This window comes from Variovorax sp. PAMC26660 (assembly GCF_014302995.1).
Taxonomy (GTDB): domain Bacteria; phylum Pseudomonadota; class Gammaproteobacteria; order Burkholderiales; family Burkholderiaceae_C; genus Variovorax.
This window is the reverse complement of the sequence record NZ_CP060295.1, coordinates 3,657,481-3,679,873: the sequence shown is the minus strand read 5'-3', so window position 1 is coordinate 3,679,873 and position 22,393 is coordinate 3,657,481. Positions and strand designations below refer to the sequence as shown.

The following is a 22,393-nucleotide window of genomic DNA, read 5'->3' as shown; positions in this document are numbered from 1 at the left end:
CACCCTATGCCCGACCCCAGCCCTGCCGCCCCTCCCTCTTCCTTCACCGCATTTGCCGATGGCCTCGCAGAGCAGCCCTCCGCGCTGCGCGAGCAGATCACCGCGGCCTGCCGGCGCCCAGAACCGGAAGCCCTGCCGCCCTTGCTGGCAAAGGCACGCCTGCCGGCCGGCCTTGCGCAAGAGGCCCACGCGCTCGCCCACCGGATCGCCCTGCAACTGCGCGCCCGCAAGAACGCCAGCGGCCGCGCCGGGCTCGTGCAGGGCCTGCTGCAGGAATACGCGCTGTCATCGCAGGAAGGCGTCGCGCTGATGTGCCTGGCCGAAGCGCTGCTGCGCATTCCCGATGCCGAGACGCGCAACGCGCTGATCCGCGACAAGATCGCGCACGGCCAGTGGCAATCGCATGCGGGCCGCAGCCCCTCGGTGTTTGTCAACGCCGCAACCTGGGGCCTGCTGTTGACCGGCAAGCTGGTCGCCACCCACAGCGAGACGGGCCTGTCGACCATCCTCACGCGCCTGATCGGCAAGGGCGGCGAGCCGCTGATCCGCAAGGGCGTGGACATGGCGATGCGCATGATGGGCGAGCAGTTCGTCACCGGCGAGACGATCGCGCAGGCACTGGGCAATGCACGCGAGCTGGAGGCGCAGGGCTTTCGCTATTCCTACGACATGCTGGGCGAAGCGGCACTGACCACGGAAGACGCAAAGCGCTACCGCGTCGCGTACGAGGAAGCGATCCACGCGATCGGCCGAGCATCGAACGGGCGAGGCGTGTACGAGGGGCCGGGCATCTCGATCAAGCTGTCGGCGCTGCACCCGCGCTACAGCCGTGCGCAATACGCCCGCGTGATGGCCGAGCTGTACCCGGTGCTGTGCGAGCTTGCGCTGCTGGCGCAGGCCTACAACATCGGCCTGAACATCGACGCGGAAGAAGCCGACCGACTCGAACTCTCGCTCGACCTGCTGGAGCGGCTGTGCTTCGAGCCTGCGCTCGCAGGCTGGAACGGCATCGGCTTCGTGATCCAGGCCTACCAGAAGCGCTGCCCCTTCGTGATCGACTTCGTGATCGACCTGGCGCGCCGCAGCAGGCATCGGCTGATGGTGCGGCTGGTGAAGGGCGCCTACTGGGACAGCGAGATCAAGCGTGCGCAGATCGACGGACTGGACGGCTACCCGGTCTACACGCGCAAGGCCTACACCGATGTGTCGTACCTCGCATGCGCGCGCCAGTTGCTCGATGCGCCGGAAGCGGTCTACCCGCAGTTCGCCACGCACAACGCGCACACGCTGGCCGCGATCTACACGGCGGCGGACCCGTCGCGCTACGAGCCGGGCCAGTACGAATTCCAGTGCCTGCATGGCATGGGCGAACCGCTGTACGAGCAGGTGGTGGGCCCGCTCGGGCGGCCCTGCCGCATCTACGCGCCCGTGGGCACGCACGAGACGCTGCTCGCCTACCTGGTGCGGCGCCTGCTGGAGAACGGCGCCAACACCTCCTTCGTCAATCGCATCGCGGACCCGACGATCTCGCTGGAGGCACTGGTGGAAGACCCGGTGGCGACGGTCGAGCACATGGCTGCGCGCGAAGGTGCGATGGGGCGGCCCCATCCATCCATCCCGTTGCCGCCGGCGCTCTATGGCGAGCAACGCATCAACTCGCAAGGGCTCGACCTGGCGAACGACGACAGCCTGCGGCTGCTAGGCGAGGCGCTGCAGGCCAGCGCCAATGAAAAGTGGCGTGCCGTGCCGCTGCTCGCCGAAACCGCGCCGGGCGCCGAAGCGTCCCGCAGCGAGGCCGATGTGCTGAACCCCGCGGACCATCGCGATGTGGTCGGACGCGTGCAGGAAGCAACGATGGCTGATGTCGAATCGGCCATCGCGCAGGCCCAGGGCATTGCAACGGCATGGGCCGCGACACCACCGGCGCAACGCGCCGCGCTGCTCGAACGCGCGGCCGACCTGCTCGAAGCACGCATGCCACGCCTGCTCGGCCTGCTGGCCCGCGAGGCGGGAAAGACCTACGCCAACGCCATCGCCGAAGTGCGCGAAGCGGTCGACTTCCTTCGCTTCTATGCAGCACAGGCACGCAACGATTTCTCGAACGACACGCACCGGGCACTCGGCCCGATGGTCTGCATCAGCCCGTGGAATTTCCCGCTCGCGATCTTCACCGGACAGGTGGCGGCCGCGCTCGCGGCAGGCAACCCGGTGCTGGCCAAGCCGGCCGAGCAGACGCCGCTGGTCGCGGCCGAAGCGATCCGCGTGCTGTGGGAGGCCGGTGTGCCCCATGCCGCGGTGCAACTGCTGCCCGGTCGCGGCGAGACGGTGGGCGCCGGGCTGGTTGCGGATGCGCGCGTGCAGGGCGTGATGTTCACGGGCTCGACGGAGGTGGCGCGCATCCTGCAGAAGACACTCTCGCAGCGCCTAGGCGCGCATGGAGCGCCGGTACCGCTCATCGCGGAGACGGGCGGGCAGAACGCCATGATCGTCGACTCGTCCGCATTGGTGGAACAGGTGGTGACCGACGTGATGGCCTCGGCCTTCGACAGCGCCGGCCAGCGCTGCTCGGCGCTGCGCGTGCTGTGCGTGCAGGAAGAAGCGGCCGATCGCCTGATCGAGATGCTCAAGGGCGCCATGGCCGAGAGCTGCATCGGCAACCCCGCGCGGCTGGCCGTGGACGTGGGCCCGGTGATCGACGCCGAAGCGCGCGACGGCATCGAGCGCCACATCGCCGCATTGCGCGATCGCGGCCGCAAGGTCTATCGCCAAGGCCGCGAGCAGGGCCACGACACGCGCCACGGCACCTTCGTGATGCCCACGCTGATCGAACTCGACAGCATCGCGGAGCTGCAGCGCGAAGTGTTCGGCCCTGTGCTGCATCTGGTGCGCTACCGCCGCCGCGACCTCGCCGCGCTGGTGAGCCAGATCAACGGCACCGGCTACGGCCTGACGCTGGGCGTGCACACCCGCATCGACGAGACGATCGCGCAGATCGTGGACCATGCGAAGGCGGGCAATATTTATGTGAACCGCAACATCGTCGGCGCGGTCGTCGGTGTACAGCCCTTTGGCGGTGAAGGCCTGTCGGGCACCGGGCCGAAGGCAGGCGGGCCGCTGTACATGGTGCGCATGCTGTCGAAGCGGCCGGACGATGCGCTGGTGCGCGCGATGGGGCGCACCGGCGACACGGGCCATGGTGCTGCGCTGTCGGTGCTGGGCCAATGGGCCGAAGACACCGCCCGCCCAGCGCTGGCCGTGCAGTGCAATCATTTCGCCGCTGTGGCGCGCGCCGGCTGCTCACGCACGCTGACCGGACCAACGGGCGAGCGCAACGTCTACACGCTGCTGCCGCGCGAAGCGGTGCTCTGCCTGGCTGGGACCGAAGCGGACCGGCTGGTGCAACTGGCTGCTGTTCTGTCGGTGGGCAGCACGGCGATCTGGCCTGCGGACGCGGAAGCGCAAAGTCTTCGTGCAGCGCTACCGGTCGATGTTCAGCAGTCCGTGGCCATTGCGAGCGACTGGAGCGCGCAGACCGTGGCCTTCGACGCGGCCCTGTATCACGGCGATGCCGATGGCCTCGCCAGCGTCATGCAGCGCATCGCTTCGCGGCCGGGCCCCATCGTCAGCGTGCGCGCCTTCGCGCCCGGCGACACCGACATCCCGCTCGAAAGCCTCGTGGTCGAACGCGCCCTCAGCATCAACACGGCGGCGGCCGGCGGCAATGCGAGCCTCATGACCATCGGCTGATCGCTGCGCGAATGACTCGCTCTTGCTACTTGTCGAACGCCGGATCGATCGGCACGCGGTAGCCATTCACCAGCCGGTTGGTCTCGTTGGCCATGCCGACCACGCCCATCAGCTCGGCGAACATCGCGGGCGTCATGCCGGCCTTCTCGGCGCCGGCGTGGTGGCTCGCGATGCAGTAGCCGCAGTTGTTGGTGACGCTCACTGCGAGGTAGACCATTTCCTTCACGACCGGATCGAGCGCGCCCGGTGCCATCACTTCCTTCAGGCTGCTCCAGGTGCGCTTGAGCGTGGCCGGGTCGTTGGCGAGGTACTTCCAGAAGTTGTTTACATCGGGCACGTTGCGCGATGTCTTGATGTCGTCGAAGACGGCCCTGACTTCGTCGGAGGCGTCGGCGTACTCGATGGGCTGGGGTTTCATGGAAGGCTCCTGGGTTGAAGGCTGTGGCCGGCCACGGTGCGGGCCGAACTACGCCATGGTCTCGAAGAAGGCGAGCTTCCGGGCACGGGGCAATGCCTTGACCTTGATTTCCGCTCGCAATGCGGTGCCTTTGTCAGGGTATTCACGGGCTGCCAGCACGCGCAACGGCGGACGCGCGCGTGTGAACTTGGCACCCAGCCCGAAGAGGTGCTGAAAGAAGCGCTGCTCCACGTCGATCGCGATTCCCGCGTAGTACACGCCGCCCTCGCATTCGAGAAGGTAGAGCCAGTAAGGCGTGGGCGTGGGCGTGGGCGGCGAGGCAGGCAGGGTTCGAGGCACGCGGGGATTGTGCAGCGACAATCTCACGATGGCTCAAGGCAAACGCATTTCAGCAGACATCGACAGCGGCGCTCTTCAGGCAATCAAGGACATGGGTGCAGCCGCCAAGCTGGCACGCATCGATGCCGGTGAAGGCCAGGCCGCCGCTGCCGCCCGACTGGGTGTGCACGTCCAGACGGTCGCCCGAATTGAATCGGGCGAACCAGGCGTTGCCATCGGGCACGTGCTGGGCATGCTGGCGCTTTACGGCGTTACAACCAGGTTGCTGACGCCAGGCGACGAGTCGGCGTCTGCTTCCAGCCTCACGCCTTCGACAGACGCCGCCGCGCCTTGACCGCCGAAGCCAGCCCTTCGAGCACCGGCACCGTCTGCGCAAAGCCGATGCAGGCATCGGTGATCGAGACACCGTGCTTCAGCGCGACGCCAGGCTTCAGGTCCTGCCGCCCTTCCTCGAGATGGCTCTCGATCATGAGGCCCGTGATGCGCCGCTCGCCGGCCGCGATCTGCGCCGCCACGTCTTGCGCAACCACGATCTGCCGCTGGTGTTGCTTGCTGCTGTTGCCATGTGAGACGTCGATCATGACCTGGGGCCGCAGGCCGTTCGCCACCAGCGCCTCGCAGCTCGCCGCGACATCGGCCGCCGAGTAATTCGGGGCCTTGCCGCCGCGCAGGATCACGTGGCAATCGTCGTTGCCGCGCGTCTCGAAGATCGCCGCCATGCCCATCTTGGTCATGCCCATGAAGGCATGCGGCGCACGGGCCGCGAGGATCGCGTCGGCCGCGACCTTGACGCTGCCGTCCGTGCCGTTCTTGAAGCCGACCGGGCAGCTCAGGCCCGACGCCAACTGCCGGTGGCTTTGGCTCTCGGTGGTGCGGGCGCCGATGGCACCCCAGGCAATCAGGTCGGCAATGAACTGCGGGCTCAACAGATCGAGGAACTCGGTGCCGGTCGGCAGTCCCAGGGTGGTCAGTTCGAGCAGCAGGCGCCGCGCGCGCTCCAGGCCTTCGTTGATCGCGAAACTGCCGTCCAGGTGCGGGTCGTTGATGTAGCCCTTCCAGCCCACGGTGGTGCGCGGCTTCTCGAAATAGGCACGCATCACGATCAGCAGGTCGTCCTGCAGGGAATCGGCGACCGTCTTCAAGCGCTGTGCGTATTCGATGGCCTGGTCGTGGTCATGGATGGAGCACGGGCCGACGACAACCACCAGCCGGTCGTCACGACCGTGCAGCACGTCGGCAATCGCCGCGCGGCTGCCTTCGACCAGCGCCAGCGTGTTGTCGCGCACGGGCACGCGTTCCTGCAGCAGCGCGGGGGTGATGAGCGGACGAACGGCGCCGATGCGCACGTCGTCGATCCGGGTGGTGTCGAGCGTGCTGTCGCGGGAGCCGATTTCGGCGTCGTGGAGGGGATCGTCGAGGCGGGACATGGTCGTGGCTTTGATTTCGAAGTGAGCTTCCACTATTGTCCTCTCGAAGGCGCGGGAGGCACCACCCCAGCCCGCCCCCCTGCTCACCTCACTCCGACGACTCGCGCAAGAAACGCAGATGCCGCACGCGCGGCGTGTCCATCCGCAACCCGACGACACGGCCCGCCACGCGATCGACGTTGACGATGCAGTTTCCAACGAGCGCGGCAAACAGCGGATCGACCGCAATGCCGAGCAGCACATCGGCCGACAAACCTTGCAGGCGAAATTCATTGCGACCGTGCGGCCCCTGCAGGCGAAGCAACAGAACCCCTGCCTTCAGCTCGACCCTGGCGTGCGCCTCCAGATCCGGAACCCGGTAGCCGCCGGCCAGCGCGGCGGCCAATTCGGCGGTTGCCGGCGCTTCATCGGGCAGGCGCTCGCAACGCAGCAGATTGCCGCCTTCGTTCAGCGTGATCGCGGCCGGTGCGGCGTCGCCGCCAAGCGCATGCAGTGCGACAGAGATCGGATTGAGCGCCGTGTCTTCGCAGGCCAGCAACCCACTGCCTTCACTCTCGCGCAACGGGGCGGCCTTCTTGCCGATCCACGACAGCCCGAGCTTGCCCGCCACATCCTCGAAGCCGATGACGACCCCGGTTTCCGTCGCGTGATAGCGCTTGCCGAACAGCGCCGAATGCCCGTCGGCCGGTACATGCGCAACCGGCGGACCGAGGTGTGCATCGCCCAGCAATGCATCGATGATCTGGAATCCGAGCGCCACCGGGGACACGGCCGCCCCATTGACCATGATCATGATGTCCAGCGCATGCCCGGGCACCGTGATCATCTGCGAGGTGGTGCCCAGCACGGCGCCCGAATGGTGGACCACCTCGACACCGCGATACGGATGGCGCATCAGGCCGAGCCCGTAGGGCACCACGGTGCCGGTCGAGAGGGTCGGCAGTTCGAGCATCTGCGCCCAGCTTGCGGCGCTGCCGATCTTCTTTTCGGGGCTGCGCATGTGCGCCAGCCAGCGCAGCATGTCGTCGATGCTGGACACCAGCGATCCGCTGCCGCGCAACTCGCCCGGGTACATGCCGCGCCGAAACCCACCGCCCGCGGATGCCGGCAGCGCCTGGTACTGCATGGCCATTCCCGGCCGGATGTCGAAATCGCTTGTCAGCGACTCGGTGTCGTGCATGCCCAGCGGCTCGAAGATGCGCGCCTTCATGAACTCGGCAAAGCCCAGGCCACTGACCCGCTCGATCACTCGCGCAAGCCATTGGTAGCCGCCGTTCGAATAGATCATGCGGCTGCCCGGCTCGAAGTTCAGCTCGCTCGGCACGGCCTGCATGGGCGCGCTCCAGTCTTCGACCGGCTCCACCGCCAGGCCTTGCGCAATGTCGGAGATGGCGGCCCGGCATCCGCCTGTGTGTTGCATCAACTGGCGCAGCGTGGGGCCCGCGCTGCTCAGCACCGGCAGCTCGGGCAGGTGCGTGTGGATGAGATCGTCGACGGCCAGCTTGCCCTCTTCGGCCAGCAACAACACGGCCAGCGCCGTGAAGTGCTTGCTGGTCGAAGCGATGCGCATGCGCGTGTGCGCTGTGTTCGCCACACCCTGCTCGATGCTGGCCAGCCCCATTCCGCGGCGATAGAGGGTCTTGCCGTCGCGTGCGATGCCGACGACAAGGCCGGGCCCGTCACAGCGATTGAAGGGTTGCAGCAATGCGTCGACGGCCGCCAGGCCTGTCGGTATTTCTGTCGGGGTTTGCGTGGCAGTAGAGGGCATGTCGCGGTCAGATCCGACGATTCGGACGGAGAGTGAAGAAGTCGGAATGTGGGGCGAAGAGGCGGCCGGGAGCCGCACCCCTTCGATCCGGCACTTGCTTAGACGAATGAGCCGGCGGTTTCCGGCACCCTCCTCATCCAACGGCACGCGATCGACCTGAACATGCCCACGGGCAACCCGCTGCCGGTTGTGCGCAACTTTTCTGCTGGTGAAAACTTCGAAATTTCCGATTGCGGCGGCCGGGGGCCGATGAAAAGATGCCGCCTCTCGTGGAAGTTGTCCCGGACCCGCATGTCATGCGAGGGATCGGACGCTTCTTCTTTTCGCGCATCGCAACCCACCACCGCATGAGTTCTTCGCCCCCGTTCCAGCTGGCCCGACGTGCCCAGCGCATCCAGCCGTCGATCATTCGCGAAATTCTCAATCTCGCGGCCCGCCCGAGCGTGATTTCCCTCGCAGGCGGCCTGCCGTCGCCCGATGCGTTTCCGCTGGACATGGTCCGCGAGGCAACACAGCACGTGCTGCAGCAGACGCCGCGCGAAGCATTGCAATACGCATCGACCGAGGGCTTCGCGCCCTTGCGCGAATGGGTGGCGCAAGACCTGGCCGCGCAGGGCCTGCGCATCGGCGCGGGCGACGTGCTGATCACCAGCGGATCGCAGCAGGGCCTGGACCTTGTCGGCAAAGTGCTGCTCGACCCCGGCAGCGTGGTGGCGGTCGAGTCGCCGACCTATGTGGGGGCGCTGCAGGCCTTCAACCCGTACGAGGCCGACTACCTCGACATCGCCGGCGACGACGAAGGCCCGCTGCCCGAGGCCCTGGCGCAGGCCGGCGGCGCGCGCTTCCTGTACGTGGTGCCGAACTTCCAGAACCCCACCGGCCGCACCATCGGCGCGGCGCGGCGCGTGCAACTGGCCGCGCAGGCACGTCGCATGGGCCTGCCGCTGGTGGAGGACAACCCCTACGGCGACCTGTGGTTCGACGCGCCCGCGCCGGCATCGCTGGCCTCGCACTGGCCCGAGGGCAGCGTGTACCTGGGCTCGTTCTCGAAAGTGCTGGCGCCGGGCCTTCGACTGGGCTACGTGGTGGCGCCGCCCTCGCTGATGCCCATGCTGGTCCAGGCCAAGCAGGCGGCCGACCTGCACACGCCGATCTTCAACCAGCAGGTGGTCTACCAGATCGTGCGCGACGGCTTCCTGGCGACGCACGTGCCGCTGATTCGCGAGCGCTATCGCAGCCACCGCGACGCCATGCAGGCCGCGCTGCTGCGCCACATGCCGCAAGGCTGTCGCTGGCGCGTGCCGGCCGGCGGCATGTTCTTCTGGCTCGAACTGCCCGAGGGCATCGATGCCATGGCACTGCTGCCGCGCGCCGTCGAGCTTGGCGTGGCGTATGTGCCCGGCTTCGCGTTCTTCGCGGACCGCTCGCGCCACAACCTGCTGCGCCTGTCCTTCGTGACCGCGCCGCCCGCCCAGATCGACCGGGGCATCGAACTGCTGGCGCGAGCGCTGAACGCGGCGCCCGACCGGTCGACCGCAAGACAAGGAACCCTTCCATGATGAAACGCCGCCACTTTTCGATGTCGCTCGCACTCGCGGCGGCTGCCTCGCACATGCCGTCGGTGTGGGCGCAGGACACCACGCCCACGCGCATCCTGGTGGGCTTTCCGCCCGGCGGCGGCGTGGACGCGGTCGCCCGCCTGCTGGCGGACAAGCTGCGGGTTTCGCTGAACACCAACGTGCTGGTGGAGAACCGGCCCGGCGCAGCCGGGCGCATCGCGCTGAGCGAGCTGCGGCGCTCGCGGCCCGACGGGCGCACGCTGGCCATTGCCCCAGGCGGCGCACTGACCATCCTGCCCTGGCTCTACCCGACCAGCCTGGGCTACGACCCGGTGAAGGACTTCACGCCGGTGTCGCGCCTGACCACGCTCGACCTGGCCGTGTCCGTCGGGCCCGCCGTGCCGCCGGGCGACGTGAAAGCGCTGTTCGCGTGGATGAAGGCCCACCCCGCGCAGGCCACGTATGCGACCTCGGGCGCCGGCTCGGTGCCTCATTTCGCGGGACTGGTGATCGCACAGGCCACCGGCGTTCCGCTGCTCCATGTGCCGTACCGGGGCGGTGCGCCCGCCATCCAGGACCTGATCGGCGGCCAGGTGCCCCTGATGATCGACAGCCCGGCCGAAGTGGTGGAGATGCACCGCAACGGCAAGCTGCGTGTGCTTGCCGTGACCGGTGCCCACCGCACGCCCGCCCTGCCCGACGTACCGACGCTGCGCGAGTCCGGGATCGACGTGGTGGTCGACAACTTCTTCGGTCTCTACGGGCCGGCCAACATGTCGCCCGCCGTCACGGACCGCATCGACAAGACCGTGGCCCAGGCGCTCGCGACCCAGGACGTGCGCGACAAGCTGCTCAACCTGGCGATGGTGGCCGACCACGGCAACTCGCAGCTCCTGGCGAGCACGCAGGCCTCCCAGTACAAGCGCTGGGAAGAGCCCATCAAACGCTCCGGCTTCAAGGCCGAATGAAGAGACAAGGCACCACACCATGACAGACAACACCCTCGGCACACCCGCCCCCCTCAAGGTCAATCCCCCGCCGCACCCGAACCCCAGCCGGCCCACCTACCGGCTGCCGCCCGGCGCCTGCGACGCGCACTGCCACGTGTTCGGGCCGGGCGCGCGTTTTCCGTATTCACCCAAGCGCACCTACGAACCGACGGACGCACCGGCGGCGCAGTTGCGCGCGCTGCATGCGCTGCTCGGCATCGAGCGCGTGGTGCTGGTGCAGGCCAGCATCCACGGCCATGACAACAGCGCGATGCTGGACGCCATCGCGCAGTCGCCCGACACCTACCGCGGCGTGGCAATGGTTCCCGCCTCGATCGACGACGCCGGGCTGCGGGCGCTGCACGAAGGCGGCGTGCGCTCGCTGCGCTTCAACTTCGTGCGGCGGCTGGGCGGTGCGCCGGACCTGAACGCCATTCGCAGCCTGGCCCATCGCGTGAAGACGCTGGGCTGGCACCTGGTGCTGCACTTCGATCCGCAGGACCTGCCGGTGTACCGCCAGTTTCTCGACGCGCTGCCGCTGCCCTACGTGATCGATCACATGGGCCGCGTGCTCGCCGAAAGCGGCCCACAACAGGAGCCCTTCGACGCGCTGCTCGACCTCATGAAGGACGAACGCTGCTGGGTCAAGGTGAGCGGTGCGGAGCGCACCTCGCACCTGCTGTCTTCCGGCCCCGGCCTGCCCTTCGAGGATGCCGTGCCCTTCGCGCGCCGGCTGGTCGAGGCCGCACCCGACCGCGTGCTCTGGGGCACCGACTGGCCCCACCCCAGCGTGCGCGAGATGCCCGACGACGGCAAGCTGGTCGACCTGCTGCCGCTCTTTTCCAACGACCCCGCCGTGCTGCACAAGCTGCTGGTGGACAACCCCACGCGCCTCTACTGGCAAGACTGAACCCGGCACAGGAGCCACGCATGAACCACATCGAAAAACTCGCGCTTCGCCAGGCGCTCGAGGCGCTCGCCATCGACTACTGGTACGAGGTCGACTTCAACTGGGGGCAAAACGCCCACGCCTACTACACCGAGGACGCGGTGTTCACCACCAGCCAGAAGTCGCGCACCGGCCGCGCCGCCATTGCCGACTTCTACAACGCACGGCAGGCGCGCGGCGCGCGCACCTCGCTGCACGTGGTGCAGAACTTTCGCGCGGTGCCGGTGTCGCCGCAGCGCGTGGACTGCAACTACGTGATGAGCCTGTACGCCGCCGACGGCGAAGGCGTGCTGCCGTCCAGGCCCGCGATCATGATCGCCGACGTGCGCGAGACGGCCGTGCGCCAGAGCGACGGCGGTTGGCTCTATGCGTTGCGCACGCTGCGCCCGCTGTTCCGGGACGACACGCCCACCACGGGCTGAAGCACTCGAACGAAAGAAGAAGCCCCCATGCTTTTCATCGACCCCGAAAACACACCCGATTTCAAGCGCACGCTTTTCAACGCCATCGTGGCGCCACGGCCCATCGGCTGGATCAGCACGATGAGCCCCGAAGGCCGGGTCAACCTCGCGCCGTTCTCGCACTTCAACCTGGTCTCGACGGCGCCGCCGGTGGTGATCTTTTCCTGCAATGCGCCGGCCGACCGGCACGAGAAGGACACCATCACCAACGTGCGCGCGACCGGCGAGTTCGTCACCAACCTCGTGACCTGGGAGCTGCGCGATGCCATGAACATCAGCTCGCTCGACGCACCCTACGGCACCGACGAGTTCGAGCTTGCGGGCCTGGAGAAGGCGCCGAGCCAGAAGGTGCGGCCGCCGCGCGTGGCGCGTTCGCCGGCGAGCATGGAATGCAAGCTGCTGCGCATCGTGCAGATCGAGCCGCAGGGGCCGGGCGACACGGTCAGCAACGTGGTGTTCGGCCGCGTGGTCGGCATCCACCTCGACCCGGAATTCGTCGAGCCGAACGGCCGCTTCGACGTGGCGCGCACGCTGCCGCTCACGCGGCTGGGCGGCAACCAGTACGCATCGGTCGGCCCGCTGGTGGAGCTTTCGCGACCGAGCCCGCGGCGTGACTGACGACAAGACAACGAAAGAAACACGATGACGAACACAACATCTGAAACCGGCGTGCGCGGCGCCGCGGTCCACGAACTCCCGCCGGGCTCGGTGGCGCGCGGACAGAACTTCTGGGTCCAATGGATCGAGGGCGCAGCGCCGGTCGAAGCCACCAGCCACCACGAGATGCTGCTGCTGTTGCCTGACGGCGGCGCCACCGTGCACGCCGGCGCCGAAGTGCGCGAGGTGCCGGGCCGCAGCGTCTGCGTGCTGCCGGCCGGCGCCGTCACAGTGTGTCTCGCGGGCGCTGGCCGCGCCGCGCTGGTCGCCTCCTCGCGCCCCGACCTGGCGCCCGGCGTGGCGCGCAACCAGGCCGACTACGCCGTGCCCGACGCGCGCGTGCGCCCGACCGGCGACGACTACCGCCGCCGCGCGCCGTCCAGTGCCATCCACGTGATGGAGGTCGACACGATCCAGCCCCCGGCCGACAAGCCGCGGCTCAAGATGTTCCAGACCGACACCCTGAGCATCAACTGGGTCGAGTACCAGGGCCCGCGCGACCGCACGCAGCTGAGCCCGCACAACCACGCCGACTTCGAGCAGGGCTCGCTGGCGATGGCGGGCGACTTCGTGCACCACCTGCGCGTCAACTGGGGCGGCAACGCCGACCAGTGGCGCGACGACGAACACCTGCACGCCCCCTCGCCCTCGATGATCACGGTGCCGGTGCTGCTGGTGCACACCACCGAAGGCGTCGGCCCTGGCCGCCATCTGCTGATCGACGTGTTCTCGCCGCCGCGGCACGACTTCATCGACAAGGGCTGGGTCGCCAACGCGGGCGACTACGAACGCCGCAAGGCCGGCTGAAGCACACGGCAGGCGCAGCCCTACACTGCGCCCTCCATGGCATCCTTCACCCCCATCCGCGCCGTCGAGCGCGCCATCGACGTGCTGGCCGCGCTCAACCGTTCCCCCGTCTGCACGCTCGACACGCTGCACCGCCAGACGGGCATTCCCAAGCCCACGCTGGTGCGCCTGCTCGAAACGCTGCAAGGCAAGGGGCTGGTGACGCGGGCGCCGCAGTACGGCGCCTACAGCCTGACCTCGGGCGTACGGCAGTTGTCTTCGGGCTATCACGGCGAGCCGCGCCTGGTCGAAGCCTCGATGCGCCCCATGGACGAACTGACGCGCAAGTTCAAGTGGCCGATCGCTCTCGCGGTGCCCGACTACGACGCGGTCGTGATCCGCTACAGCACGATTCCCAGTTCGCCGCTGTCGCTGCTGCATTCCAGCATCAACATGCGCCTGAGCTTCATGACGCGCGCGCTCGGACGCGTCTACCTCGCGGCCTGCACGGCGCAGGAGTGCCGCGCGCTGCTCGACATCCTCAAGGTGTCGGACGACCCGGAAGACGCGGTGGCCAGTCATCCGCGTACCGTGCAGGCGATGCTGCGGCAGATCCGCCAGCAGGGCTATGCGTTGCGCGTGCCCAGCGTCAGGCCGGTCTCGAACACGCTGGCCGTGCCCATCTTCGAAGGGCGCAGGGTCGTGGCCAGCGCTGGGCTCACGTGGATCGCCTCCGCCGTCAGCGAAGAACAGGCGGTGAAGAAATTCCTGCCGCCGATGCAGGAGATGGCCCAGCGCATCAGGGAGCGGCTCAGCGCACTTTAGGCGGCCCGGCGAAGGCCTGCACGGCCTGCCTCAGCAAGGTCTGGTCGGAAGAAACGACGAACCAGTTGGCGCCCTCGGCCATGAACTGTTCACGCTCGGGCGTGCCGCCCACGTGCATGCCCGCGAGCTTGCCGGCCCGCGTAGCCGCCTGCAGCGCCACGCGCGTGGCCTGCAGCACCTCGGGCGCGCGCGGATCGTCCAGCCCCATCGACAGCGCCAGGTCGGCACGGCCGACGAACAGGCCGGCCACGCCCGGCACGTCGGCAATCGCCTGCGCCTCTTCGACGGCCTGCGCGCTCTCGATCTGGCAAATGATCTGCGCCTGGTCGCCCAGGCGCAGCGCCTCCGTCATGCCCAGGCTCGCGTAGCCGGCAAAGCGCGGCCCGCCCGAGTAGCCGCGCCGCCCGCCCCGGTAGCGCGCCATGGCCACCACCTCGCGCGCCTGTTCGGCGGTGTCGACATGCGGCACCAGCAAGCCGGCGGCGCCGATGTCGAGGCAGGAAAGAATCACCGCAGGGTTGATCTCGGGGATGCGGATGAACACCGGGATGCGCGCGGCGCGGCCGCCCATCACCATCAGGTCGAGCAGGGCGCGGTCGAAGGGCGCGTGCTCGGCGTCGACCACGACGAAGTCGAGCCCGGTGGTGCCAAGCACCTCGACCGTCTGCGGCGATCCGGTCTTGACGAAGGTGCCGAGTTGCGCGGCGCTTGTGCTGCTGTTGTTCATGGGAGTACGCCTGCCTTTCTTCAGTCGAGCTTGATCTGCGCGGTCTTGATCACGCGCTGCCACTTCTGGCCGTCGGCCTCGATGCGCTTGCGCAGCAGCTCGGGCGCCCCGCTCGCGACCACACCGCCGTACTGCTGCAGCTTGCTCTTGCCCTGCGGGGATTCGAGCAGCCGGTTGATCTCGGCATTGAGCCGCTGCACCATGGGCGCCGGCATGCCGGCCGGCCCGACCATCGCGAACCACACGGTGGCCGTCTGGTCGATGCCTTGCTCCTTCGCGGTCGGCACGTCGGGCAGGCCGGGAAAGCGCGTGCTGGAGGTCACCGCCAGCCCGCGCAGCTTGCCCGCCTGAATGTTCGGAATGAAGGTGGACACCGGCGCCGAAATCGCCTGCACCACGCCACCCAGCAGGTCGGTGAGCGCGGGGGTGTCGCCGCGATAAGGCACGTCCTGCAGGCGCACGCCGGTCGTCTGCGACAGGTCGGCCAGGGCCAGGTGGCCGATGGTGCCGTTGCCGGGCGTGGCAACCGAGAACGCGGAAGGCTTGGCCTTGGCCGCCTCGATGAACTCCTTGAGGTTGCGCGCCTTCAGTTGCTCGGGGTTGCTGACGAAGACCATCGGGATCTCGCAGACCAGCGCGATCGGCGTCAGGTCCTTGTCACCGTCGAAGGGCATCGACTTGTAGAGGAACTTGTTGTTCACCAGCGGGCCCGAGGTGACGAGGCCGATGGTGTAGCCGTCGGGCGCGGCCTTGGCCACCGCGTCGGTGCCGATGTTGCCGGCCGCGCCGGCACGGTTGTCGACGATGACGGACGTGCCCAGGCGCTCGCCGAGGCCTTGCGCCAGATAGCGCGCCACCATGTCGGTGCTGCCGCCGGGCGGGAAAGGCACGACCATGCGGATGGGCCGGTTCGGCCACGCGCCGCTCGCAGCCCATGCGGCCACCGGCGAAAGGCTTGCGGCCACGCCCGCGCCAACTGCGCTCACTGCGCCGATGGCGCCCAGGCTCGCGCCGAGCCAATGTCTCCTGTTCATTCTTGAAGTCTCCTGAGGTTTTCTAAAGGGATGCCTTGCGGTCCGTTTCCAGACGCTGCAGCAGTTGCGGCATGCGCGCCTGCGCCTGATCGCGCAACTGGTCGTAGAGACTGTTGCCGTGCGCGTCGATTGCCACCGTGGCGGGACCGAGCGAGGCGACGTTCAACGTCAGCAGGCGGAACTGCGAGATGTATTCGTTCCAGTGGGACGACACCACGCGGCGCAGTCCGCGCGACAGCAGCGGTGCACCGCCGCCGAGGAAGGACAGGTAGACGCAGCCGGTGTCGCGCAGCGCCTGCACGCAGGCCGCGTCGAGGCCGCCCTTGCCGCCGGTCAGCCGCAGGTCGAGCCCGCGCACCAGCGACGGCATCCACGCGTTGTAGCGCGTGCTGGTGCTCGGGTTCATGTAGAGCGGCACGGGGCCATCGGCGGTCTCTTGCACGAAGGTGCTCAGATGGAAGAAGGCGCCGCCGCGCAGGTCGACCGGCAGCGCCTGGCCGTCGGCCACGGCCTGCGCCATGCGCTGGTGTGTCGGCAGGCCGATGCTGACGGTGATGTCGCCGTCCAGCGTCACCATGTCGCCGACCGCAAGTTCACGCACTTTGTCGCGCGAGAGGGGAAGTTCGAGCTTGTGGAACATCGCGGCCTACCAGTTCAGGTCTTCGACGCGGCCGTCGTTGTAGATGCGCGCAGCGGTGCGGCGGTTGATCCAGCAGTTGAAGCACACCGCGACCGGCACGAAGCCGTGGCTCGCCGCGTAGTCGATGTGCACCGCCATCGCGCTGGCGTCGCCGCCAGTGCCCATGGGGCCGAAGCCCATGCCGTTGATGGCGTCCAGCAGGCGCTTTTCCATGGCAGCGAGGATGGGCTCGGGGTTGGTGCGGCCGAAGGGGCGCAGCACCGATTCCTTGGCCAGCCGCGCCGCGTAGTCGAAGGTGCCGCCGATGCCCACGCCGACCACGATGGGCAGGCAGGGCTGCGAGCCCGCGCGCAGCACGGTGTCGAGCACGAACCTCTCGATCTGCTCCAGCGTCGGGTACACGAAGGCGTCGATGGCTTCCCACCGGCCGGTGCCCATGGCCTTGGGCGCGCAGACGATTTCCATGTAGTCGGCGTCATCGATCACGTCGAAGCTCAGCAGCGGCATGTCCTTGCCGGCATAGCTGCGCGCATGCGTGAGCGGGTTGGTCACCATCTTGAGGATCGGCGGGTCGATGTGCTGCACTAGGTCGGCAAAGCCGCGCGTGATGGCCTCGCGCACCGGGCCGTCGAACTGCACGCGCGTGCCGATCTTGATGCTGTAGGTGGGAATGCCGACGTCGGTGCACACCAGTTCGTTGCCCTGCTGCGCGGCGTCCGCGCTCTGCAACATGATCTTCAGCGTGTGCTTGCCCGTGGTGCCGGTCTCGGCGGTTTCCGCGCGCTGGAGCACGGCACGTGTGTCGTCGGGAATTTTTTTCAGGGAGCGCTCGTAGAGCTGCGCCGTCACTCGTTGAAGAGTGGCACTGTCGATGGCCATTTTTTTGGGGGTTCGCTTGTCTCGATGGGCCGTACGATGCGCTGTCGCCGGCAAGTGTTCAAGTGCATTCTTTGAAGTTTTCACCAGCAGAAAAGTCTGAACGTTTCGTTTGCGGCGATGCCATCGCTCCTCCAACAATGCGCTCCCCAACTTTCATGGAGGAGACAAGCAATGAGGATTTTTGCGATAGGCCTTGCAGCCACCGGGCTTGCCGGTGCGGCGTGCGCCCAATCTTCGATCACGCTGTTCGGCGTGGTCGATGCCGGCATCAGCGGCTATTCGAACAAGTCGACGGATCCCAGAACGGCCACGCTGGCCAATCCGTTCTACCTGAACCAGGGCAGCCGCACCGCCAGCCAGCGCGTGCTGTCGAATTCGGGCCTCGCGTCCAGCCGCGTCGGCTTTCGCGGCACCGAGGATCTGGGCGGCGGACTGGCTGCGAGCTTCTGGCTCGAATCGTCGATCACGAACGACTCGGGGCAGGAAGGCATCCAGAGTTTTGCGCGCCGCTCGACGGTCAGCCTGTCCGGCGGCTTCGGCGAGATCCGGCTGGGCCGGGACATCAACGCGACCTTCACCAACGATTTCGTGTTCGACCCGCTCGGCGTCAACGGTGTGGGCGTCAACCTGATCTATCGCGCCGGCACGGCGATGAGCAAGATGGGCGTGCCGCAAGCGCCGGGCGTGTCCGCCGTGCTGGCCAACGCCTATGCGCGCAGCAGCAACATGGTGGCTTACTTCCTGCCGGCGAACCTGGGCGGTTTCTACGGACAGGTGCAGTACGCCTTCAATGAAAAGAACCACACCTCGCCCGGCGCCCTGACGCCCGCTGCGACCGACACGCGCTCGGGCCGCTTCACCGGCGGGCGCTTCGGCTACGAGCGGGGGCCGCTGAACGTGGCGCTGGCCCTCAGCCGCAACACGCTGCTGAGCGACTACCTCGCGGGCACCACGCTGCGACAAGACACCGTCAACCTCGGCGCCGCATACGACCTGGGCCCGGCGAAGCTCTTCGGCGAGGTGTCGCGCATCAAGAACCGGACGATCGTCACCGGCCTGGCTGCCGGCACATCGTCCGACGTCGATCTCACGGGTGTGATGTTCGGCGTCAACGTGCCGGTGGGTCCGGGCGTGATCCGGGCGTCGTATGCGAAGGTGAAGTACGACTACAACCGTCCGTTCAGCAGCACGCCGGACCCGAAGGCGAGCCAGATCGCGTTGAGCTACGTGCACAACCTGTCCAAGCGCACCGCGCTGTATGCGAGCGTTGCGCGCATCGACAACAAGAACGGCGCGGCGCTGTCCGTGGGTGGCCCGAGCTATGTGTTGGGCGCTTTTTCGCCCAAGCGCTCGACCGGCTATGACCTGGGGCTTCGCCATGCCTTCTGAGCCCATGCGTTCCCCCTCCAGCACGCAGCCCTTGCGCATCGCGGTCATCGGCGCGGGGGCCATCGGCGGCCACTTCGCGGCGCGGCTCGCAGAGGCTGGGCACTCGGTCACCGTGCTCGACCGCGGTGCCACGCTGGATGCGATTCAAAAACATGGCCTGCGCTACGCGAGCGGCTCGGAACCGCAGCGAAGCATCGCCGTTCGGGCCGCGGCATCACCACTGGAGATGGAGTCGCCTGAACTCGTGGTGCTGGCGCTCAAGTCGCATGTGCTGCCGACCGTGGTGCCCACGCTGTCGCCCCTCTTGCAAGGAGGCGCCACGGTGCTGCCAATCGGCAATGGCTTGCCATGGTGGTACTTCCTGGTGCCCGGCAAGCCACTGTCGGGTCTGCGCCTGCGCAGGGTCGATCCCGAAGGGGCCATCGAAAGAACCATCGACATGCAACAGGTGCTTGGTGGCAGCGTGATGGCCTCCTGTCATTGCCCGGAGCCTGGCTCCGTGGTGCACAGCTCCGGCGGCCGCGTATCCATCGGGGAGCCCGCCGGAGGGAACAGCGCACGCGTGCAGCACTGGGCCGGCGTGCTGGCCGATGCCGGGCTTGGCGCGGTCGTGAGCGACGACATCCGCAGCGAGCTTTGGCTCAAGCTTCTGGGCAATGCCTGCGCCAATCCACTGAGCCTGCTGACCGGTGTGACGACCGACCGGATGCTGGACGATGGTCCGATGCGGCAACTCTTTGAACGCATGATGAACGAGTGCATCACGCTCGGCCGGAGCCTGGGTCTGACGATCCAGACCGATGCGACGCAGCGCATGGCGCAGACACGCAAGCTCGGTGCGATCAAGACCTCGATGCTGCAGGACCTGGAGGCCGGGCGCAGCGTGGAACTCGACGCGATCCTCGGTGCCGCGCTCGAAAGCGCATCGGCCCTGCAGCAGCAGGTGCCGCAGTTGGAGAGCGCCTTCGCGCTGGCCTGCATGCGCGCGCAGCAGGCCGGTCTGTACATGCCTGGCGTTGCGGGTCCTTGATCGATTGCTGTGCTGATCGGCCTCGGCGTACCGCCACTCCGCTTGTGTGCTTGCTTGCGGGATGGGAGTGTCCGTTGATGGGCCCCCGACAAGGATTCGCCGGCTTCAATCCTCACTCATCGGCAGTGAATCCCGAAGCTTCCACGATGGGCTTCCACTGGGCGCGCTCCGCTTGGATGAGCTTGCGCACCTCGGAGGCGGGCCGGCCCGAGGACTCCATGCCCAACTCGGCCAGCTTTGCGCGAAAGCCAGGCTCCATCACGGCCTCGATCATTGCCTTCTCCAGGCGACCCACCGTCGCACTGGGCGTTCCGGCCGGCACGAACGCGGCATACCAATTCGTCACTGCATCGAACCCGGGAACCCCGGCCTCCTTGAGCGTTGGGATGTCGGGCAGCAACGCAGTGCGCTTGGACCCCAACACGCCCAGGTAGCGCAGCTTCCCGGCCTTGTAAAGCCCGAACTGGGTTGCCACGGCATCGATGCCAATCGGCAGCATGCCGCCCATGACGTCACTGAGCATAGGTGCGCCACCGCGATACGCCGCCGGCGTCAATGGCACGTTGATGCTTTTTGCCAGCGAGAGAGTGCCGAAGTGCGTACCGCCGCCAAGTGCAACCAATCCGACGCCCGGGGACTCCGGATGGCGCTTCACCCACGCGACGTATTCCGGCATCGTCTTGTAGGGCTGGTCCGGACTGGTGGACACCACCATCGGCACGTCCGCGAGATTCGCCACAGGTGCAAGGTCCTTGTCCGGGTCATATGGCAAGCGCTTGTACGTCAGCGGGTACATGACGATGGGGGAGCTGGCCGTAATGAGGATGGTCTTTCCGTCGGGTGGGGCCCGCTTCACGGCTTCGAGTGCCATTCGGCCCGATGCACCGGGTTTGTTTTCCACCAGGATGATTTCACCGAGCGAGGTACGCAGCCTCTCGGCAAGCAGTCGCGTGAGCGCATCCAATGCGCCGCCTGGTGCGAACCCAATGATGATGCGAGTCGGTGCGTCGGCATTGCCTGCGTTGACAGCGCCACATGGCAGACCGAGAACGAGCACCGTTGCGAAAGCGCTCGCAAGCTTGCGCAGAAAGTTGAGTGTGTGCTTCATCGAGGAATGCCTTCGCGAGGTTGCGGGAGGATTGCTTTTTTCAGCTCGACGTCCGCATCCAGTGGATAGATGGGACGCGGCAGGTTCTTGTACGGAAAGCTGCTGAGATCGGAGCTGCACACGCCGAACCCGGCGACCAGCACGATGTGTCTTGCAATGGGTTCAAAGCCAGCCCGGAAATGTTGCCGCGACTTGAGCAGGATGTATTTCTTGCGCGTGGGGTCTATGCCCGCGTGCGTGAACACCCCCGTGTCGTAGGGCTCCTGCGGCTTCTCGCAGACCACGACAAGGACGCCTTTCGTCTCCAGGACGGCAACGCGGCCCAACCTGACCTGCATTCCCGTGAACATCGGGCCGGTGACCTGGAAGATGCCATCGGTGATGGTCTTCACGCGACCGGTCAGTTGGAGAGGGTGCCCTCGCAGATTGAGCGCCGGGCTGTCGATCTTGCCGCCGACGGCCACCGTGATCTCCTGGCCAACGCCGGCGGTGATCATTTCGGCAACGGCGGCGGGATCGCAAAAGGGGCCAGCCACGACATCGGCAAGCCCTTGGCGCATGACCTCGGCCAGCACCATCATCTGGTCGGTCGTGCCACCTGACGCGCAGTTGTCGCCATGGTCGGCCAGCACGATCGGACCGTCTTCGAGCGACTTGGCGAACCGCAGCGATTCCACCATCGACTCCAGGGGAAACACGAAATCGGCGCGCCGGCTCCATGCCATCGTTTCCAGTTCGTCGAGCAGCCGCTGCGCGGGGTCCTGCCGATCTGCATCGGCGACGACAAGCAAGGTGAAGCCGACATGGGGAATATCCGACAGGGGAAAGCCGCCGAACACCGAGGCACTGAGGACTTCCCCTTCGCGCTCGGCCGCCATTGCGCGGTCCATGATGTCCTTCATGGGTTGCTCCCGTGGCGAGTGCCGCAGCGTGTGCGTGAGCATGGGCAAGGTTCGACGGAGGATGACCGGCCGCACCTCGCCTCTCAAGGCGGCCATCAGCGTGCGCGCGGCACGCACGCCGGTCTCGTAGATGTCGATGTGGGGGTAGGTGCAGTAACCGGCGATCGTGGTCGCATTGGCCACCATCGCCTCGCTGAAGTTCGCATGCAGGTCCAGCGCCACCGCGATCGGAACGTTCGGTGCGATGGTCCGAATGCGGTAGAGCAATTCGCCCTCGGCGTCGTCGTGACTCTCGACCACCATGGCGCCATGCAGATCGAGAAGAACGGCGTCGCACCCTTTGTGGACCTCCTTCAGGATGGCCTCGCACATGAGCGCAAACGCCTCTGCGGTCACGACGCCGCTCGGCACGGCGTTGGCCAGCAAGGGCATGACAAAGCTGTCCCCTTGCTTGCGTGCCATGTCGATGAAGGCGGCCGCAGCCGTGTTGGTGCCTTCGCACCCCTGAACCGCCGCCTCGCCGAACGCAGGCCCTTCGGTTCTCGACCCCCGATTGAACGAGGCGAGCGGCGTCGCCACGGGTGAAAAGGTATTGGTTTCGTGCCGCATCATGGCAATCACAAAGTGCATCTTCAGCTTCCGGTTTCTACGAAGCCCCCGCTTCGGTCGGAGGCGAATGTAGGCCCGTCAGAGTCAACCAGAAAGCGAAAAAAAATTGATTCGAGTTGATCCAACGGTTAACACTTGTGTGACGCTCGA

The 22,393-nt window shown here is 67.3% G+C and carries 21 protein-coding genes; 11 read left to right on the top strand and 10 right to left on the bottom strand.

Annotated features, from left to right (window positions below; all coding sequences use genetic code 11):
* The first annotated feature begins 6 nt into the window (after positions 1-6).
* On the top strand, positions 7-3,747 hold the full coding sequence (gene putA / locus H7F35_RS17480) for a trifunctional transcriptional regulator/proline dehydrogenase/L-glutamate gamma-semialdehyde dehydrogenase (RefSeq protein ID WP_187114060.1): 3,741 nt from the start codon (positions 7-9) through the stop codon (positions 3,745-3,747).
* 25 nt (positions 3,748-3,772) lie between these two features.
* Here putA and H7F35_RS17475 read toward each other — a convergent pair whose 3' ends face one another.
* Both H7F35_RS17475 and H7F35_RS17470 read right to left on the bottom strand, forming a co-directional pair.
* Positions 3,773-4,165: a carboxymuconolactone decarboxylase family protein gene (locus tag H7F35_RS17475; protein WP_187114059.1), complete on the bottom strand. Its 393-nt coding sequence runs from the start codon at positions 4,163-4,165 to the stop codon at positions 3,773-3,775.
* Positions 4,166-4,213: 48 nt separating this feature from the next.
* On the bottom strand, positions 4,214-4,504 hold the full coding sequence (locus tag H7F35_RS17470; protein WP_315970480.1) for a GIY-YIG nuclease family protein: 291 nt from the start codon (positions 4,502-4,504) through the stop codon (positions 4,214-4,216).
* A 28-nt stretch (positions 4,505-4,532) separates the two neighbouring features.
* Here H7F35_RS17470 and H7F35_RS17465 point away from each other — a divergent pair, with 28 nt between their 5' ends.
* Positions 4,533-4,838 (top strand): helix-turn-helix domain-containing protein, encoded by a 306-nt coding sequence (locus H7F35_RS17465; RefSeq protein ID WP_187114058.1) that lies wholly within the window; start codon positions 4,533-4,535, stop codon positions 4,836-4,838.
* Here H7F35_RS17465 and H7F35_RS17460 read toward each other — a convergent pair.
* On the bottom strand, positions 4,807-5,931 hold the full coding sequence (locus H7F35_RS17460; protein WP_261803666.1) for a 3-deoxy-7-phosphoheptulonate synthase: 1,125 nt from the start codon (positions 5,929-5,931) through the stop codon (positions 4,807-4,809). The genes H7F35_RS17465 and H7F35_RS17460 overlap by 32 nt on opposite strands.
* Before the next feature lie 88 nt (positions 5,932-6,019).
* Positions 6,020-7,699, bottom strand: a complete 1,680-nt coding sequence (locus tag H7F35_RS17455; protein WP_187114057.1) for a serine hydrolase domain-containing protein — start codon at positions 7,697-7,699, stop codon at positions 6,020-6,022.
* A gap of 347 nt (positions 7,700-8,046) precedes the next feature.
* Here H7F35_RS17455 and H7F35_RS17450 point away from each other — a divergent pair, with 347 nt between their 5' ends.
* Genes H7F35_RS17450 through H7F35_RS17420 form a run of 7 tightly spaced genes read left to right on the top strand, consistent with a single transcriptional unit; the run spans position 8,047 to position 13,925 of the window.
* Positions 8,047-9,258, top strand: coding sequence for a PLP-dependent aminotransferase family protein (locus tag H7F35_RS17450; RefSeq protein WP_187114056.1), 1,212 nt, complete (start codon positions 8,047-8,049; stop codon positions 9,256-9,258).
* Positions 9,255-10,226 (top strand): Bug family tripartite tricarboxylate transporter substrate binding protein, encoded by a 972-nt coding sequence (locus tag H7F35_RS17445; protein WP_261803665.1) that lies wholly within the window; start codon positions 9,255-9,257, stop codon positions 10,224-10,226. The genes H7F35_RS17450 and H7F35_RS17445 overlap by 4 nt, the downstream gene beginning before the upstream one ends.
* Before the next feature lie 19 nt (positions 10,227-10,245).
* Positions 10,246-11,157 carry an amidohydrolase family protein gene (locus H7F35_RS17440; protein ID WP_187114055.1) on the top strand — a complete coding sequence of 304 codons (912 nt, stop codon included), beginning with the start codon at positions 10,246-10,248 and terminating at the stop codon, positions 11,155-11,157.
* A gap of 20 nt (positions 11,158-11,177) precedes the next feature.
* Positions 11,178-11,618 carry a nuclear transport factor 2 family protein gene (locus H7F35_RS17435; protein WP_187114054.1) on the top strand — a complete coding sequence of 147 codons (441 nt, stop codon included), beginning with the start codon at positions 11,178-11,180 and terminating at the stop codon, positions 11,616-11,618.
* A gap of 27 nt (positions 11,619-11,645) precedes the next feature.
* A complete protein-coding gene (locus tag H7F35_RS17430; RefSeq protein WP_187114053.1) occupies positions 11,646-12,275 on the top strand; it encodes a flavin reductase family protein in 630 nt (209 codons plus the stop codon).
* 24 nt (positions 12,276-12,299) lie between these two features.
* Positions 12,300-13,121 (top strand): hypothetical protein, encoded by an 822-nt coding sequence (locus H7F35_RS17425; protein WP_187114052.1) that lies wholly within the window; start codon positions 12,300-12,302, stop codon positions 13,119-13,121.
* 36 nt (positions 13,122-13,157) lie between these two features.
* Complete coding sequence (locus tag H7F35_RS17420; RefSeq protein ID WP_187114051.1) at positions 13,158-13,925, top strand: DNA-binding transcriptional regulator; 768 nt, start codon at positions 13,158-13,160, stop codon at positions 13,923-13,925.
* Here the strand turns inward: H7F35_RS17420 and H7F35_RS17415 are convergent.
* Genes H7F35_RS17415 through H7F35_RS17400 form a run of 4 tightly spaced genes read right to left on the bottom strand, consistent with a single transcriptional unit; the run spans position 13,912 to position 17,205 of the window.
* Positions 13,912-14,652 carry an HpcH/HpaI aldolase family protein gene (locus tag H7F35_RS17415; protein ID WP_187114050.1) on the bottom strand — a complete coding sequence of 247 codons (741 nt, stop codon included), beginning with the start codon at positions 14,650-14,652 and terminating at the stop codon, positions 13,912-13,914. The two genes, H7F35_RS17420 and H7F35_RS17415, sit on opposite strands and share 14 nt — an antisense overlap.
* 20 nt (positions 14,653-14,672) lie before the next feature.
* Entirely contained in the window at positions 14,673-15,686 is a 1,014-nt protein-coding gene (locus H7F35_RS17410) for a Bug family tripartite tricarboxylate transporter substrate binding protein (RefSeq protein WP_187114049.1), read from the bottom strand.
* A gap of 22 nt (positions 15,687-15,708) precedes the next feature.
* Positions 15,709-16,326: a fumarate hydratase C-terminal domain-containing protein gene (locus H7F35_RS17405; RefSeq protein ID WP_187114048.1), complete on the bottom strand. Its 618-nt coding sequence runs from the start codon at positions 16,324-16,326 to the stop codon at positions 15,709-15,711.
* 6 nt (positions 16,327-16,332) lie between these two features.
* On the bottom strand, positions 16,333-17,205 hold the full coding sequence (locus H7F35_RS17400) for a fumarate hydratase (RefSeq protein ID WP_187114047.1): 873 nt from the start codon (positions 17,203-17,205) through the stop codon (positions 16,333-16,335).
* A 171-nt stretch (positions 17,206-17,376) separates the two neighbouring features.
* On the opposite strand from H7F35_RS17400, the gene H7F35_RS17395 reads away from it, so the two are divergent.
* Both H7F35_RS17395 and H7F35_RS17390 read left to right on the top strand, forming a co-directional pair.
* Positions 17,377-18,594 (top strand): porin, encoded by a 1,218-nt coding sequence (locus H7F35_RS17395; RefSeq protein WP_187114046.1) that lies wholly within the window; start codon positions 17,377-17,379, stop codon positions 18,592-18,594.
* A 4-nt stretch (positions 18,595-18,598) separates the two neighbouring features.
* Positions 18,599-19,624, top strand: a complete 1,026-nt coding sequence (locus H7F35_RS17390; RefSeq protein ID WP_187114045.1) for a ketopantoate reductase family protein — start codon at positions 18,599-18,601, stop codon at positions 19,622-19,624.
* 112 nt (positions 19,625-19,736) lie between these two features.
* On the opposite strand, the gene H7F35_RS17385 is transcribed toward H7F35_RS17390, so the two are convergent.
* The gene (locus H7F35_RS17385; protein WP_187114044.1) at positions 19,737-20,732 is read right to left on the bottom strand and encodes a tripartite tricarboxylate transporter substrate-binding protein; all 996 of its coding nucleotides are present in this window, start codon (positions 20,730-20,732) and stop codon (positions 19,737-19,739) included.
* Positions 20,729-22,264 carry a M81 family metallopeptidase gene (locus H7F35_RS17380; RefSeq protein WP_187114043.1) on the bottom strand — a complete coding sequence of 512 codons (1,536 nt, stop codon included), beginning with the start codon at positions 22,262-22,264 and terminating at the stop codon, positions 20,729-20,731. The genes H7F35_RS17385 and H7F35_RS17380 overlap by 4 nt, the downstream gene beginning before the upstream one ends.
* Positions 22,265-22,393: the final 129 nt, after the last annotated feature.